We start from the raw sequence: 17,486 nt of genomic DNA, 5'->3' as shown, positions 1-17,486 counted from the left end.
ATGGTGGGTACAAATAAAGGAATTAGAATCGGCACAATGGTGCTAGTGTATATTTTGTTATTTGCGACAGTGCTCTGTATGCTTGTTCCATATATATGGATGTTGTCTTCTTCACTCAAGCTGAACAAGGATGTGTTCTCGTTTCCGATGCAATGGATTCCGGCAAATCCGCGCTGGGAGAATTTCGTGGATATCTGGACCCGAATTCCGCTGGACCGCTTCATTTATAACACAGCGAAATTATCAATTATCGTAACGATATTGCAGCTACTGACTTCAAGCTTTGCTGCTTATGCGTTCTCCAAACTGCAATTCAGAGGAAAAAATGTATTATTCCTTGGATATATCGCTACGATTGCGATTCCTTGGCAGGCATATATGGTGCCGCAATTTATCTTGATGCGTTACATGGGACTTAATAATACCCATCTGGCAATCATTCTATTGCAGGCATTCTCGGCTTTCGGAGTATTTCTGATGCGCCAGTTCTATCAGGGAGTCCCAGATGAATTATGCGAGGCGGCCCGAATCGATGGCTTGAGCGAATATGGGATTTGGGCGAGAATCATGCTGCCGTTATCTAAGCCAGCCTTGTCCACATTGACGATCTTCACCTTTGTTGCCACATGGAATGACTTTTTGGGACCAATGATTTATTTGACGGATACAAAGCTTAAGACCATTCAAATTGGACTCCGAATGTTCATTTCGCAATATTCCGCCGAATACGGTCTAATTATGGCTGCAAGTGTGGTTTCCATTATTCCGGTTGTGATTGTTTTCTTGGCACTTCAGAAGTACTTCGTGCAAGGCGTCGCAGCATCTGGTATTAAAGGCTAGATAGGTTGAACCTGGCAGTTGCAGTCTTCGCATGCTGCCAGTTTTTTTAGCTTACCTATGAAATGAATGCGCTTTCTTGTTGTCTTTGCCGTTGACAAATTCCAGCATGGAGCATACCGAAAAGCTATTTGCAGCAAAAAGGAGGATTAGAGAATGAACAGAAAGTACGCCATTGGAAAAAAGTTAATCTCAATAATGATGACCACTGCGCTCGTAGTAGGAATGTTTCCGGCATTCCATATGCCAACTGTATTTGCGGCTACAATGGATCCGATCTTCGCAGCTGCCCATATGGGCGTGCAGACATCTGCAGAAACTACTTTGCCTGCTAGCATTGATATTGGAGGCCAGTCTGCAACTGTGAAATGGAATATTGGCGAAGATACCTTTGCCGTACCTTATGACACAGTGTCAGTAACTGGTACAGCGAACGGAGAACCGGTTGTTGCCAGCGTAGAAGTTATCCCATCTTCAAACCATCCATTGGTTTACTTTGTGGATAGCGGCAGGGGGGGAGATTCCGTAGGAAATGTCCCTACTGCTTCGCCGCTGTACGAAGCAGTCAAAACGCTGACAGGTAGCTTGCTAATCAACCAGTCACCGGATCAGAAATATGTCAGCGGAACGACAATCTGGGGATTTGATGATTCCATAAACAAAGTGAAAAACTCCAAAGACGGGGGACTTGCCGATCCTGCAACTGATCCATCCATATGGACAGTAGGACTTCGTGCCGACCCTACTAGCAATCATATTGTATATAAATTAATGGCTCCAGAAGCTGGAACTTATACACTCAGTAGTGGTTTCCATGATTGGTATGGCAGCCGCACTCGAGTAATACAGCCTCAGATCGAATATAAGGATACAAATGGGGTAACAAAGACGATATCGTTTGCACCATTCAATACTAATGTCACTCAGCTTATTTCCGGCGAATTCACTATTCCCGGTGATATCGACGCTAGCAGTCCTATGACATTAACCTATGCCTATGTTTCCGGTGAGAAACCTATCTTGAGCTGGTTCGCCATTGCTAAGGGCGGGATTCAGAAAGAGATCGAAGAGGCTCGGCAGACCGCAGCTTCTATGGTCAAGGTTCTGCTCGACGGCAACGATATTAAAGCAGACAATGTCAACGGCCTCACGTTCAAGGGATTTGGCGTACTGAGTGCCAACAGCACCAGTGCCCTATTGATGGATTATAAGGCAGAGCATCCGGATGCATACATGGAGATGCTGCGGATTCTGTTCGGTGGAGATCATCCCATTATGACGCATGTAAAAATCGAGATGGGCAATGACCGCAACAATTCTACCGGTCCGGACCCGGCTACCATGCGTACGGCCGATGAAGAAGCCAATGTCACCCGGCATCCCGGATTCTAGCTTGCGGCAGACGCCAAGGCTACGAATCCGAGTCTCAAGGTCAGCATTCTGCGATGGAGTGCTCCGGCCTGGGCAAGCAACAACGATAAAATCTATACCTGGTATAAAAAGACGATTCTTGCCGCTTACCGAGAGTATGGTTATATGGTCGACTACGTGAATCCTCATATCAACGAGCATTCGCCGGATTTGACATGGACCAAACAGTACGCTGAGCGAGTTAAAACAGATAACGAAGGTTTTGCAAGTCCAGAGGAGCAAGCGCTCTATAACCAGATCAAGGTTGTGATCTCTGATGAAGTAGGGATCGGTTCCTTTGGCGGCAGTATGGTAAGCGACGCTTCACTAAGGGATGCGGCTCCGATCGCCGGATATCACTATAACACTGACGACGACAGCGCAGGAAATTTCAAAAAGCTCGCAGAGCAATATGATATTGAAGTATGGAACAGTGAGGCGCAGTCAACCTTCAGTAACTCTGCTTTCCGTCCCAACAATAATGTGAAAGACCCTACAGTGGAAGGAACCGGCATCGGCGGTGTTGGCAGTCCGCTGGAGATGAGCAATACGATTATTAAAGGATTCGTCAATTCCCGCCGGACGCATTTTATTTATCAGCCAGCCATCGGTTCATTCTACGAGGGTGGACAATATTCATTTAAGGAACTAGTTAGCGCGCGTGATCCGTGGTCGGGCTGGATTCACTATGATGCAGGTCTTGTTACACTGCAGCATTACAGCTGGTTCGCAAATCTGGGCTGGGAGAACGAGAATAATACGGCAGAGATTTGGAGAGCGGTTCCTAAGGCTAGCTCTACGGGGGCAGCAGGCACTAACCCTGTCAGCGGCCGCAACGGTTCTCCTAGCTATATGACTCTTGCTGCACCTGACAAGAGTGATTTCTCGACCGTTATCGTAAATGACAGCGAGTATGCTAAAACCTACAAGCTACAGACAGTCAATATGGGTTATACGGACAATCCATCACTGGAAGTGTGGGAGACTCGTGCGGCAGACGCGGGAAAAGCTTTTAACAGCAATTATATGAAATATCTCGGGGATATCGTTGCTGATGGCAGCGGGGTTTATACCATTCATGTCAAACCATATTCGACAGTGACCGTGACCACTTTGGAGAATAAGGATAATGAGGCATTTCAGACGCCGATACCTGTAGAAGGCGACCGCACCGTGCTTGATACCGATGCAACGGGCAGGGTGCAAAATACCACAGACAATATCCTGTATGCGGATGATTTTGACTACTCCAGTCAATCCGTTGTGAAGATCGGGGCAGGCGGGCAGAGTGCGGGCACCCAAAGCTATATAGAATCCCGTGGCGGCTCTAAAGGTGTGATGCCGCGCTATACGCATGACCGTAACGGTGCCTTCGAGGCATATCTTCCGGACGGGACGGACAACTATATTCTGCGCCAACAGCTGGATAAGGGAATTATGGGGCTGGGGGGTACTTGGAACGGTGGAGATCCCGTAACAGCTATCGGTGATAACCGCTGGACGAATTACAAGGCTAGTGTTGATGTTTCGTTCGAGACGAACAGTACGCAGGAAGGAGACAATTATGCTGCGATTGGTGCACGGTATCAAGGAGGTGGGAGCTCTCACACTATAAACGGCACACCTTATGTGCTGAAATTCTGGTTTGACGGAGGCTGGCAGCTGCTGGTCAATAATAGTGCAGTAGCGAGTGGCAATGTAGTGAGCGGTTCCGGTGGAGTTAAGCTGGCTGGATTCAACGCCGCACATGATGCTTGGCATAACATTGCCGTTCAAGTTGCAGGCGATAAAGTGACTGCTTATCTGGATGATGTGAAACTGGCCGCTTATACAGATCCAAATCCAGAATTGTCTGGACGGGTAGATTTAGCCAGCGGATATTATCATGTTCGCTTCGACAATTTGAAAGTTGAGACGGTTGACGGCTATGCGCCGTACTATTCCGAACTACTGGATAATCTTGAAATGTATGACCTGGCAGCTACACCTAACCCTAAATTGCAATACAACGGATTGTGGAGTCATCAAAATGGTGCCGGTATGTATATTTACCAACGTTCCTTATCCACTAGTCAAGGTGCGGATGCAACGATGGAATATTCTTTTGAAGGCACTGGGCTAGATATTCTGGGACCGAATAATGGCTCGGCTAAGTTAGAAGTGACTGTTGATGATGAAATTGTCATGCTGTCAGCCGATACGATGGCCTCTAAAGAACTTTACCAAACGTACACGCTTCGCGGACTTAAATATGGACAGCATAACGTTCAGATAAGGGTATTAAGCGGCACTTTGGTTGTGGACGCGGTGGCAGTTGTTTCCGGTGAAGTAAAAGGTGCTGTGGATACAGCAACGCTGCAAGCCGCAGTAACCGCTGCAAAAGAAATTAACAAGCTGGATGAGTATTCTGAGAGAGATTGGCTGCTTTTTGCCACCGCACAGCGTGCCGCAGAGGAAGCGCTGGAGAATGCGGCTGACTACAGATTGGATCAAGAAGGAGCCATTCATCTTGCGGGACGTCTCACTTCCGCTCAGAACCAGTTGACTACAGGGGATGTAAGGGAGCTTGCGGCTCCTCAGGATACTGCCACTTCTGTCGGTAAACTGCCGACTCTTCCTGATAAGCTGGAGGCTACCCGTGAAGACGGATCTAAATTACTTGTGCCAGTGAAGTGGAATGTAGGTGCAGTTAGCTTCAACACGCCGTATGAAAGGGTAGCTGTAACTGGTACTTATGGCAATCTAAAAACCACTGCTTATGTAGAAGTGGTGCCAGAAGGTCTCGTATACTTTTTGGATGTTGGTGTTTCGGCGGATGGTGTCACACCACCCTATACGGTGATCAAAAATTTCGTGGGCGACAGCCTCCTGAACAGCACTGCGGATCAACTATCAACAGGTGCTATGTGGGGTCATACCAATACAGGAGCAAATTATAATCTCAAGGGGCTCGGAGGTGCCGTGGTTATTACGGATAAAACTCAGACAGGTGTCTACAGCTCGAATACAAAGAATACACCTCTGATCTACACCCTCCCACTAAACGCAGGGAAGTACACGATTACATCATTCCATCGGGACTGGTGGAATATGAGCAACCGTACGATGGATATTACGCTTAGCTATATGGATGCTGAAGGGAAAACGGTGAACGAAACGGTCAAGACCGGTGTACTCGCAGGTCCTAACGGTGTCACGATCAATCATGACTTCACACTACCCGTGAGCGGTGTCGTGAAATATGCGATAAACAACACGAACAGTCAGGCATCTGTGATCAGTTACTTAGCTGTGGCGAAGGACAGGGTCAGCATTGCCAATGAGCAAGCTGTGAACGAGGCCAAGAGTATTATAGAAGGCGCTGCATACAGCGTGCAGAAGACAACAGCTAACAGCGAGGACAAAGTCCGGACTTGGCTGCTCCAAACGATGAACGGCTTGATCGGGTTCAGTGATACAGGGGTTACGATAGGTGACATCACCCTATCTTCGTTCCAGGAAGCCACGGATGACACAGCCGGCAGCTTCAGCTTCACGGTAACGCTGAGCAAGGGCGAGGCGAAGGCGGAAGCTGCAGCCAGCGGATCGATTAAGCTGCCGGAGCCGGATCGTCTTCAACCGGTGATTACCCTGAATGGTGAGGCTACTGTTAATCTGCCGATAGGATCTGAATATACAGATGCCGGAGCCTCAGCGTATGACAACGAAGACGGTGACATCACAGACCGCATCACTACAACGGTCAGCAGTGAAGTGTATGGTCTAACTGAATTAGATACGGCGAAAGCGGATATCTACACTTTCCATTACAATGTCAGCGATGCTGCAGGCAACGCGGCTACTGAAGTTACCCGAAAAGTAATCGTATCGGAAGATCCGGATGTATTGAAGCCGATCATTACCCTGCTTGGTGAACCATCTGTTCAACTGGATAATGGTGCTAGCTATACAGATGCTGGAGCCACAGCAGTAGATGACCGCGATGGCGACATCACAGAACGTATTACAGCTACGATTACGAAGGATGGAAACAGCATCGAAACGCTAGATACTACAGTGGAGGGTACTTACATTTATCATTATAATGTGAGCGATTCCGTAGGCAACGCGGCAGCAGAAGTCACTAGAACAGTTACAATTGCCGAAGCTCAGCAACAGCCGACTTCAACACCAACGGCAGAACCAACACCGACAGTTGAACCCACAGCAAGTCCGGCGCCAACACCTGCACCTGCAGTGACCCCGGGCCCAGTGTCAACAACAGCGCCGACGATATTACCAACATCAACACCGCTGACGCAAACCACACGGATTCTTGACAGAGATGATTTTACCGCTCCGGTTGGAGGGGTTATAACGGTTCAGCTTAACGAAACTACAGATTCTGTACTGCTTCCTGAGGGGTTATCAGAACTCATCGGAGTAAATACGCTACGTCTCGTATGGCCTACGTTAACTATTCAGCTGACTCCGGAAGCGCTGAAGAGCATCCAAGAGAAAGCTGGGGGAGATCAAGCAGATGGGGCACGCCTCAAGCTCTCGGCCGGGAAGGTATCAAGAGCTGTCGTGGAACAGCTTATGAATAACCCGGCTGTCAACCGTTCGGTTCAGTTAACTGCTGCAAGCGATGTAATTAACTTCAGCTTGGAAGGTATAGGTGTGGACGGTACTGCCATTCCGATCCCCCGTTTTGACAAGCCATTGACGATTACCTTCACCGTCGATTCGGATGCCAATACCGATTTGCTCGGCCTCTACTATATCGCCGGGGACGGAGCTCTTGAGTTTATGGGAGGAACGCTAACTACTGGAATATGGAATGCGGAAATACAGCATTTTAGCCAGTTTGCGGTCCTGGAATATGACAAGGTTTTCTCGGATGTCAGTGCAGATAGTTGGGCTAGTAATGTTATTAAGACCATGGCTGCCAAACATATTATGCAAGGCATTTCTAATACCGAATTTAATCCACAGGGGAAAGTGACAAGAGCACAATTCGCGACCATGATTGCAAGAGCGTTAGGGTTAGAGGCAGGAGGTAATTCGACGTTCGTTGACGTGGACTCCAAAGCCTGGTATGCCGAAGCCGTTGCAGCTGTAAGCGAAGCGGGCATTGTATTTGGCCGCAGTTCGGATACTTTCGCACCGGATCACAGCATCACCCGTGAGGAAATGGCTGTGATGATCGTCAGGGCTTATGAATATTTACATGGCAGCAAGGTAGAAGAAGTTTCTGCGGGCTCGTTCAGTGATTATTCCCAGATTCATGACTGGGCACAGAAGTCAGCAAGGATTGCTGAGCAGACGGAGCTCATTAAGGGACGCGGCAATAAGCAATTCGCGCCTCAAGAGCTGATGACCCGTGCCGAAAGTGCACAAGTCATTGCCAATCTGCTGGGGCATTTGTAAGGCCCATACTTCTATGAACCTGGCAGCTGCTGTAGCGGGCTGTCAGGTTCTTTATAGTTTCAGATTACAATTGCGGAGCGTTGATAAGTGGCAAGATCAGCTTTTTTTGCCGTATTTTCCAGGTGGAATGCCCGTGATGTTCTTGAAGGTACGAATGAAATTGGCATAGTCATTGAAGCCGGATAGATAACAGGTATCGGAAACGGAGTTTCCAGCGGTTAAGAGCTGTTTGGATAACGCGATCTTTTTCAGCAGGACGTAACGGTAGATTGTTCCTCCGGTCTGTTGCTTGAACAGGTGACTAAGATAATATTTATCGACGTTCAACTCCCCGGCGATCTGCTCAAGCGATAGATTCAGATGGAGATGGTTATCAATATAGCTCATGGCTGTTTGAATATGTGAGGAAATAATGCTAGGTATAGTGGAAACGGTACGGCTATATAGCTCATTAATGAGGACAAGGATCTGAATCAGATATGTAAGGGCCAAAACCTCGCTGCCGTATTGAGGGTTCTCCAAGGATGCAATCAGGCAGGAAGCAAGCGCCATATACTCTGCAAGCAGCGCTTCATCCATTTGAGCCAGATTATACTCTCCGTTCTGACGGTTCTGGAAGCAGGCGAGCAGATTTGTAGTTGCGGTACAGAAGGGATATACAAGTGGAGCTTTGAAATGAATAGTTAAACGTTCGTAAGGCTCCGGAGATAGATTAATGATTTTATGAATCTCGTGATTGTTGAATAAGAGCACATTGCCCCGCTGAAGCGGATAGCTATATTGATCCACAAATCCGTTCACCGTGCCGCCTAAAAATAGGAAGATTTCAAAGTGATCATGAATATGAAAATCTTTGGTGGGTGAGATCGGTGAATTGCCGATGCCCGCCAGTATGTCGCCTTCGAACGGCTGATAATACTGGGCATGTTTCATCGAGAGAGCCCCTTTCAAATTGATCGCAAGATACGCAATAAATGATCATAAATCGCAAAGACATTGCAATAACATAACACTAAACTATAGAAGAAGATTACGCAATCAACCAAGTATATAGCTGGTCAGAACAAGAGTAACGGGAACCTGCATCTGCTGAATAGACGCAACTGGAAGGGCGGTATTGTGTATGAATGGTACGAAACAGCGTAAATATTGGCTGGACACGATGCTAAAGATCGGGGACCCAGTGCTTGACGCTTTGTCGCAGAGAAAATTAAAGGAACGGCTACCTACGGAGTTTAACAGTGACAGGAGTTCATTTGCGCACTTGGAAGCATTCTCTAGGTTATCCTGTGGAATGGCTCCCTGGCTAGAGCTTAAAGGGCTGGAGGGTGAAGAAGAAGTGCTCAGGGCTCGTTATGTCATATTGATGCTGGAATGCATCGATGCTGCTGTTGATCCATCATCGCCTGACTATATGGATTTTAAGTCCGAAGGCCAACCGTTGGTCGATGCGGCATTCCTCGCTCATGCTTTGGTGCGTGCACCGAAGCGGCTTGCAGGGCAGCTGAATGAGCGGGTGAAAGGTAATTTAATAACAGCTTTGAAGCAAACGCGCCGGACAGCGCCTAGCGGCAGCAACTGGCTGTTATTTAGCGCAATGGTCGAAGCAGCTTTATATATCCTCGGCGATTCAGAATATGACCGGATGCGCGTGGGATATGCGATCCATATGTTTATGGATTGGTACAAAGGGGATGGCATATACGGGGACGGTAAGGATTTCCACTGGGATTATTACAATAGCTTTGTCATTCAGCCGATGCTTGTGGATGTGGTTACACTCTTTGAACGGGAATCGGAGCAATATTCAGAATTGAAGCTCTTGATTGTAGAGCGGGCACAACGATACGCAACGGTTCTGGAACGAATGATTGCGCCAGACGGTACGTATCCGTTCATCGGGCGTTCCATCGTTTACCGTTTTGGTGCATTTCAACTGCTATCCCAAGCGGCGCTGCAGCATTTTCTGGAGGATGCGCTATTCCCCTCACAGGTACGCTGCGCCTTGACTGCTGTAATTACACGGACTATGGGGTTTACGGGGACATTGGATGAGGCCGGATGGCTACGTCCAGGGGTATACGGCTACCAGCCGGAGCTTGCTGAGAGCTACATCAATACGGGAAGTCTTTATTTATGCGCTTCGGTATTCCTTCCACTGGGGCTACTGCCTGCAGATCCTTTCTGGGCAGGGACAGAATTGAAATGGACCGCACAAAGAATTGCAGCCGGTGAGGATGTTATGAGAGATCATGCCTTGAGTAGATAGAGGTGGATCTGATCTAACTGGGCAAAGGGAGGAAGAAAGCATGAACAGACAGGAGCTTTTCGAAATTGTCCAAGTGCTGAAGCCGGCAAATCTGAGCTTGTATTATCCGAATGGAGCTTCGGATGCTTTTTGGCAACAGGCAGCCTCTTCAGAGACGTTAAAGGAAGATATCAGCGAAATCCGTGCAGAGGCTCTAAGAATAGACGGGCAGCCTATAGCGGAGCTGACGGATACGCTATTTTCAATTTTTGCGCGCACGGGTTCGAGGCTGGAGTATGAACGGGTATATTTTGAACGGAGAAGAAGGCTGAACACATATGTGTTTATGAGCTTGCTTGAGCCGGATGATCTCAGACTTCTGGAGAATCTGGAAAACATCCTGTGGTCTATATGCGAAGAGTACACATGGTGCCTGCCAGCCCATCTTCCTTTAGATCATCATTCAGTGAATATCAATCAGTTTATTGATCTGTTCTCCTCAGAGACCGCTTTTACCCTTAGTGAAGTTTTACTTCTACTGGGAGAACGACTTCCGCTGCTTCTTCAATCCCGAATCAGACATGAAGTAGAGCAGAGAATACTTCGACCTTTTATAGTACATGGTCCTTATGAATGGGAGACCGCACGTCATAACTGGGCAGCAGTGTGCGCAGGGTCGATCGGGGCAGCCGCCTTATTGATGTTGGATGATCCTGCTGCGCTGACGAATATCCTGCTGAAGACAGAGCGCAGCATGAGCTACTATCTGGAAGGCTTCGGGGAAGATGGGGCCTGCCTTGAAGGTCTGAGTTACTGGAACTACGGATTTGGCTATTTCACGTATTACAGCGATCTTCTCCGGGTTAGAAGTGAGGGAAGAGCAGACTGGTTTGCAACGGACAAAGTGCGGAGCATTGCTCAATTCCAGCAGAAATGTTTTCTTGGGAGCAGCTTTGTCGCTAATTTCTCTGACTCTGAGCCTCAAATTCACATTCATATGGGACTGTCTCATTATTTAGCTGATATCTATCCAGATGTCGAATGTCCACCTTCTGAGCTGCGTGCTCCTTTCACAGAGGATCACTGTAGTCGCTGGGCCCCGGCCTTTCGAAATCTGATTTGGAGAAAGACCAGTGATCTGGAAGAGAACCAGGATTGGAAAGCGGCCAGCTATTATCTTCCTGATGCGGCATGGCTCGTTTCACGATATATATCCGGAGGAAGCTCGTTCGGCTTCGCGGCGAAGGGAGGGCATAACGCTGAACCTCATAATCATAATGATCTGGGACAGTTCATTCTGTTAGGTGGAGGCGAAATCTATGCAGCTGATCTCGGCAGTGGAGAGTATACGGCTGAATATTTTGGGGCTGGCCGTTATCAATATGATTGTAACGGCTCGCAGGGACATTCGGTTCCGATCATCGACGGCCAGTATCAACTGGCTGGCAGGAAGCATAGTGCTACAGTTCTGTATGCGTCGGCTGGGGTGGAGCGGGACGAGTTGAAGCTAGAGCTGTCTCAGGCATACGAAGCGGAAGATCTCCAATCCCTGATCCGCTCTATGGTTTGGTATAAAGAGCAGCGTCCTCGTTTAGAGTTAATGGACGAGTATCGGTATAACGGTAGGCCGGAGAGCTTTACGGAGCGGTTCGTAACCTGGCGTCGTCCAAAGATACTTCGATCTGGTGTCGTACTGCTGCCCGGAACTGAAGTAGGCGGTGTGGAAGTGACTTATGATATCCAGGTCGTAGAGCCAGAAATTACCGTACGTGAGTACCAGGATCATTTTGGCAGGAATACGGTCTGGCATACGCTCGACTTTCATGCTCTTCAACCTGATTCTGAAGGGAAATTAACATTTACCTTTCAATTTATATAAAAGCGAACCATTCGAAGAAGGCGGTGTTTGAAATGAATATAACGGAAAAACAAACTTGGGTGGATGAAGCTTGGAACAAGGCACTTGAAAAGACAAGATGTAACAGTCGAAAGATCGGTGCAGAATTTCCACACGCGAGTCAAGGTGGTAAATACTTGCTTGAGGCACCGAACTGGTGGACAGCAGGGTTCTGGCCGGGAATGCTCTGGCAGTTTTATTCTGAGAGCGGGGACGAAAGTCTTAAAATGATCGCGGAACGCTGCGAAGAGAGACTCGACGAGGTACTGGACGGCTACGTTAAGCTGGATCACGATTTAGGCTTCATGTGGATTCTTACCAGTGTGGCAAATTATAAGTTAACGGGTAGTGAAGCGTCACAAATTCGGGCATTAAAGGCGGCCAACTACCTGGCAGCCCGCTTCAATCTGAAAGGACATTATATTCGGGCTTGGAATCCATGGAGTGAAGGGGAGGACAACAGCGGAGTTGCTATTATCGACTGCTGTATGAACACCAGCCTGTTATTCTGGGCTTCCGAGACAACAGGTGATCCCCGCTATCGTCATATCGCAGAGGCGCATATGGATACTGTACTGGAGCATTTTATCCGGCCGGACGGCTCCGTGTACCACATCGTCAAATTCAACCCGGAGACGGGTGGAGTGGTGGAGAAGCTTGGAGGACAAGGCTTTGCGCCTGAATCGGCTTGGTCACGGGGCACGGCTTGGGCTATTTACGGCCTAGCGCTTGCCTATCATCATACGGGAAAGCAAAGCTACTTGGATGCAGCCAAGCAGGTAGCGCATTTCTTCTTGACCCGACTGCCGGATGATCACGTTCCACATTGGGATTTCCGTGCTCCCGTTGAAGTAGGCGAGCTGCGTGATAGCTCCGCCGGTTCCTGCGCGGCAAGTGGTTTGCTGCTGCTTGCCGACCAGGTGGATGATTCGGAGTCTCATGTGTACCGGAATGGGGCTATAAGAATAGTGGAATCTCTCTACAAAAATTATGGCAGTTGGGACAATGCGGACGAGGAAGGGTTGCTGCTTCATGGTACAAGTAACTACCCTGAGGACCGGAATATAGATGTTCCGCTTATCTATGGTGATTTTTTCTATGTCGAAGCATTAGCCCGGATTAAATCCGCAGGGCCGTTCTTTTGGGAGTAGGGGTGATTAGGATGAACAATGAGAAATCACTTTCTCGGATCGGCGGTAACCCGCTGAAGACCCGTGAGGATATGGTGATCGCCCTTGAGCAGCTTACGGATCCGCTTCGGCCGCACTACAGCAGAGGCAGCGCACGACTTGAAATCGGTAGAACCGGGGCGAGCTATTCGGCAGCAACTGCTGAAATGGAAGGTTTCTCACGGGTGTTATGGGGGTTGGTACCCCTGCTCATTGGTGGTGGAGACAGCGAACTCTGGGACAACGTGCTGGATGGTATTCGGCATGGCACCGATCCTTCTCATGAAGAATATTGGGGAGAGGTAAAGGATTACGACCAGCGTTTGGTCGAAATGGCGGTCTTCGGCTTCGCATTGGCAGCCATTCCGGAACGGATTTGGTTGCCGCTTGCTCCGAAGGAGCAGGATCAATTATACCGCTGGCTGAATCAAATAAATGCCCATCCTTGCTATGACTGTAATTGGCTGTTCTTCAACGTTCTAGTCAATGTCGGTTTCCGTAAAATCGGCCGTTCCTACGACGCAGAGCAGCTGGAAAACAATTTGAAGCGCATGGATGATTTCTATCTGGGTGAGGGCTGGTACAGCGACGGAATTAACGGCCACAGCGATTATTACGTACCTTTTGCTATTCATTACTATGCGCTGCTGTATGCAAAGCTGATGGAGCAGGAAGACTCCGAACGTTCCCGTATGTTCAAAGATCGGGCTCGATTGTTTGCTGCTGAATTCATCGGCTGGTTCGCACCCGACGGCTCTGCGCTTCCATATGGGCGCAGTTTGGCTTACCGTTTTGCCCAATCGGCATTCTGGAGCGCCTTTTCTTATGCAGACGTTGAAGGATTTCCCGCTGGTGTGGTAAAAGGTCTGGTGCTGCGAAATCTGCGTTGGTGGTTCAGTCAGCCGATTGTTGACGTTTATGGCGTACTGACCATCGGATATACTTACCCGAATCTGGTCATGGCGGAGAATTACAATGCCCCCGGATCTCCGTATTGGGCGTTAAAGACATTCCTGCCGCTGGCTCTAGGGGCGGATCATCCGTTCTGGAAGGAAGAGGAACTGCCGCTGCCGGCCATTCCGGCGGTCATGGTTCAGAAGCCTGCACATCTTGTCATCGTCCGCGAGCCCGCTTCCGGTCATGTGGCAGCCTTCAACAGCGGACATTTATACACGAATGAACATACCCATACCTCGGCCAAATACGAGAAATTCGTGTATTCAACAGGCTTCGGCTTCAGCGTGCCCCGCTCCGAATGGGGGCTCTCCCAAGGAGCGTTCGACTCTATGCTTGCGCTGAGTGAGCGCGGAGACAACTTATACCGGGTACGACGCCAGAATATAGAGTCAGAGATTATAGACAACGTCCTTCGTTCCGTCTGGAGGCCGTGGGCCAATGTCGAGGTTCAGACTTGGGTTGTCGCCGGACTTCCTTGGCATATTCGGATTCATCGAGTCGAAACTGGACGGTCGCTGGATACCGCAGAGGGTGGATTCGCACTTGGGCAAGAGAATGAAATGTTATCGAAGATCGATGTGGCTGGGGCGATGGCCTCCACTGCTTGGGGAACCAGTGGAATCAAGGATTTGCTAGGCTGCCGGAAGGGTGAGCTGGTTTGGCCGAATGCCAATACGAATCTCCTTCGCCCTCGGACGGTCCTGCCGATGCTGACGACCACCCTTCTGCCGGGCATTCATTGGCTCGCGTCGGCTATATTTGGTTCACCTTCAGAGGAGGCTTTGGATATTCAGGCTGATCAAGCTGATGACGTCTTCAAGCATTCACCTGAGCAAGATTTGAAAGTTAAGCTCAGCGATGGAGCGTTAACCATTGTCACTCTTTCTGGGAGAGAAATTGTCCTTAATTTACAATAAATTGTTTAAATATTTCTCACATTAATTAAAAAGTCACAACAGCTCTGATGCAGAACTACTGCATTAGGGCTGTTGTTTTTATGTGAATTTTTATGATTTTATCTTTTGATTTTTGAGTTTTTTATCAAATGTTTTCTTAGATGGACAATTATGCTATAGTACTCTATCTAGTCATTTACAGAAGTATTGATTTATCAGACGATGGATAAACTGTCTTTTGGCAAAACTAGAAATACCGGCATCTATAGAAAGATAAGAAAGGCAGGAACTCCTAATGGACAACAGCAGTCTGGTCACGTGGATACTTTCTTTTGTTATGATTATAAATATATTGCTTTCTGCAGGTTTTTTATTTTTCGAGAGGAGAGATATTGGTTATACGTGGGCGTGGCTTATGGTTTTTTATTTCATTCCCATTTTGGGCTTTATTGTTTATCTGTTTCTTGGCCGTAATTTAGCAAAAAAGAATTTCTTTGGCCTTTCAGTGGAAGAAAGGAATTATCTGCAATCAACTGTAGACCATCAATTGGCTACATTAAAGGATCAACGCAAGGATCAGAGCTCTTTGTTAACGAAGTATGCTGATTTAATTCATATGAACCTTGTTTCATCGAATGCGCTAATGACAACAGATAACGAGATAGCTATTTTTAACGATGGTAAACAAAAGTTTGATTCTTTATTTAATGATATTAGAAATGCCAAAAAAGAGGTCAACATTCAATATTACATCATCCAGCCTGACGATTTAGGAACAAAATTAAGAGATGAATTAACTAAAAAAGCCAAAGAAGGCGTAAAAGTGAGGGTTCTCTATGACGAAATCGGCTCCAAGAGACTTTCTCTTAAGTTCTTTAGAGAACTACTTTCTGCGGGTGGAGAAGTAGAGGTGTTTTTCCCATCACTGCTTAGACCGATAAATTTTCGAATGAATAATCGAAATCATAGAAAACTATGTATCATCGATGGAGAAATTGCATATATTGGTGGATTTAATGTGGGAAATGAATATTTAGGGATAGTTAAAAAGTTTGGCTATTGGCGGGATACGCATTTTAGAATGAAGGGAAATTCTGTTAATCAAATTCAAGGCAGATTTATTCTGGATTGGAAGCATGCCCGGAAACAGCATCAGGTAAGCTTCGATCAATTTTCCTTTACCACTGAAGGAAGTGTCGGATCAAGTCCTGTTCAAATTGTGTCTAGTGGTCCCAACTCGCTAGTTGAACATCTTAAAAACATGTATATTAAGCTTATTTTAAATGCCAAACGGAGTGTATATATTCAGACGCCATATTTCATTCCGGATAGCAGTTTTATGGATGCATGTAAAATTGCACTCCTATCCGGTGTGGATGTACGGATTATGATTCCAAATAAGCCTGACCACCCTTTTGTTTATTGGGCAACTTGGGCGTATGCAGGTGAATTATTGAATTATGGGGCAAAAATTCTGTTATATGAAAATGGTTTCTTGCATGCCAAGACGATTGTGGTAGATGAAGAAGTAGCGTCCGTTGGGACAATGAACATTGATTCCCGGAGCTTTAGACTCAATTTCGAAGTTAATGCAATTGTTTATGATGAGCAAGTGGCTAAACAGCTTCAAGAATTGTTTCAGGAAGATAGCCAGTTAAGTACAGAGCTTACCCCTGAGCGTTATAAAGAAAGATCCTTAATGATCAAATTTAAAGAGGGCGTTTCTCGTCTATTCTCATCTATCTTATAAACTCCCGAAACATACCTCTGTACAAAAAGGCGAATTGTAGTTTTGAGGATTCACAGTTCGCCGCGGCCCATGGATTCTCTATGCTTCACACGACACCCTTTTTTGATTTCATGCACTTAAGATTGTATGTGCGACCGTATACTTTTGCATATCTGACAATTCGGTCAATCATACGGGTGTCTTTCAGCTTAGTAAACGGGCATGGATCAGGAGCGGTATTCACTTCCAAGATCCATGGCTTGAGACGTTGATCTAAGGCAATATCTACACCGATTTCCTGAAGGCCAGGATAGACAGTGCTAAGCTGTCTGGCGGATTTCACTCCAATTTGCTTCAGGGATCGGATCAATATTGTACAATTCTCTGCGCTTGTGTAGGCTTTCAATAATTCCTCAACCGGATAAATCGTTCCTCCTTGACTCCCGTTTGTAACTACTTTGCGAGGATGCGCCACGCGTCCTGCAACCCCTGTTGCTTCCCACCCACCCTTAGAATTTCGTTGCACCATTACCCGGATATCGAAGGGGCGGCCATCGTACACCAACAGCCTGATCCCCTTTTGAACTAAATAGGACTTCCCTTGGGCTTCTCGTAAGAGGGCTCGATATGCCGTGTCATAATTAGAATATTTGTGTACGTGGGTACCGGACTGGTAGCTGTATAGTGCACGAGTGTGTTCAACCCGTATCACGCCCTGTCCTAATGATCCGCAGCAAGGCTTAATATACACCATCTTATATTTGTGTAGCATTTCATAGAGAGTGTTCTTATCCATTTTTTTTGTAAGCGGGACATGTTTATTTAACGCTTGATTTCTAACCAGCACCCTTGTCTTCGTCAGCTTATTGGATATTCGACTGATCTGATTCATCATTCTGACCCTCCGTCTTAAAAGATCCATAGGCTATATTAC

At 47.3% G+C, this 17,486-nt stretch carries 9 protein-coding genes and 1 pseudogene; 8 read left to right on the top strand and 2 right to left on the bottom strand.

The features are described 5' to 3' along the window. From CA600_RS06180 to CA600_RS32090, 3 genes and pseudogenes are all read left to right on the top strand, one after another. Positions 1–840: a carbohydrate ABC transporter permease gene (locus tag CA600_RS06180; RefSeq protein ID WP_094869387.1), complete on the top strand. Its 840-nt coding sequence runs from the start codon at positions 1–3 to the stop codon at positions 838–840. A gap of 153 nt (positions 841–993) precedes the next feature. Continuing rightward, a pseudogene (locus CA600_RS32095) lies at positions 994–2,958 on the top strand (hypothetical protein); the annotation flags it as partial. Positions 2,959–3,099: 141 nt separating this feature from the next. Then, positions 3,100–7,656, top strand: coding sequence for an S-layer homology domain-containing protein (locus CA600_RS32090; RefSeq protein WP_306440384.1), 4,557 nt, complete (start codon positions 3,100–3,102; stop codon positions 7,654–7,656). Positions 7,657–7,752: 96 nt separating this feature from the next. Here the strand turns inward: CA600_RS32090 and CA600_RS06170 are convergent, their stop codons facing one another. Next, positions 7,753–8,589 carry an AraC family transcriptional regulator gene (locus CA600_RS06170; protein ID WP_094869386.1) on the bottom strand — a complete coding sequence of 279 codons (837 nt, stop codon included), beginning with the start codon at positions 8,587–8,589 and terminating at the stop codon, positions 7,753–7,755. Positions 8,590–8,779: 190 nt separating this feature from the next. Between CA600_RS06170 and CA600_RS06165 the strand changes: the two genes are divergently transcribed. The 5 genes from CA600_RS06165 (at position 8,780) to cls (ending at position 16,573) form a co-directional block, all read left to right on the top strand. Beyond that, positions 8,780–9,925 carry a DUF2264 domain-containing protein gene (locus CA600_RS06165; protein WP_094869385.1) on the top strand — a complete coding sequence of 382 codons (1,146 nt, stop codon included), beginning with the start codon at positions 8,780–8,782 and terminating at the stop codon, positions 9,923–9,925. Positions 9,926–9,965: 40 nt separating this feature from the next. Beyond that, on the top strand, positions 9,966–11,783 hold the full coding sequence (locus CA600_RS06160) for a heparinase II/III family protein (protein WP_094869384.1): 1,818 nt from the start codon (positions 9,966–9,968) through the stop codon (positions 11,781–11,783). Positions 11,784–11,815: 32 nt separating this feature from the next. Continuing rightward, on the top strand, positions 11,816–12,952 hold the full coding sequence (locus CA600_RS06155) for a glycoside hydrolase family 88 protein (RefSeq protein WP_094869383.1): 1,137 nt from the start codon (positions 11,816–11,818) through the stop codon (positions 12,950–12,952). 11 nt (positions 12,953–12,963) lie between these two features. Further along, complete coding sequence (locus CA600_RS06150) at positions 12,964–14,844, top strand: DUF2264 domain-containing protein (protein ID WP_094869382.1); 1,881 nt, start codon at positions 12,964–12,966, stop codon at positions 14,842–14,844. A 274-nt stretch (positions 14,845–15,118) separates the two neighbouring features. Next, entirely contained in the window at positions 15,119–16,573 is a 1,455-nt protein-coding gene (gene cls / locus CA600_RS06145) for a cardiolipin synthase (RefSeq protein WP_094869381.1), read from the top strand. Between the two features lie 85 nt (positions 16,574–16,658). Here cls and CA600_RS06140 read toward each other — a convergent pair whose 3' ends face one another. Continuing rightward, positions 16,659–17,447: a YheC/YheD family protein gene (locus CA600_RS06140; protein ID WP_094869380.1), complete on the bottom strand. Its 789-nt coding sequence runs from the start codon at positions 17,445–17,447 to the stop codon at positions 16,659–16,661. Positions 17,448–17,486: the final 39 nt, after the last annotated feature.

Origin of the sequence: Paenibacillus sp. VTT E-133280, assembly GCF_002264385.1 — a bacterium.
Taxonomy (GTDB): domain Bacteria; phylum Bacillota; class Bacilli; order Paenibacillales; family Paenibacillaceae; genus Paenibacillus_AQ; species Paenibacillus_AQ nitricinens.
The sequence above is the reverse complement of the archived record's forward strand: the minus strand, read 5'-3'. Positions and strand labels throughout refer to the sequence as shown.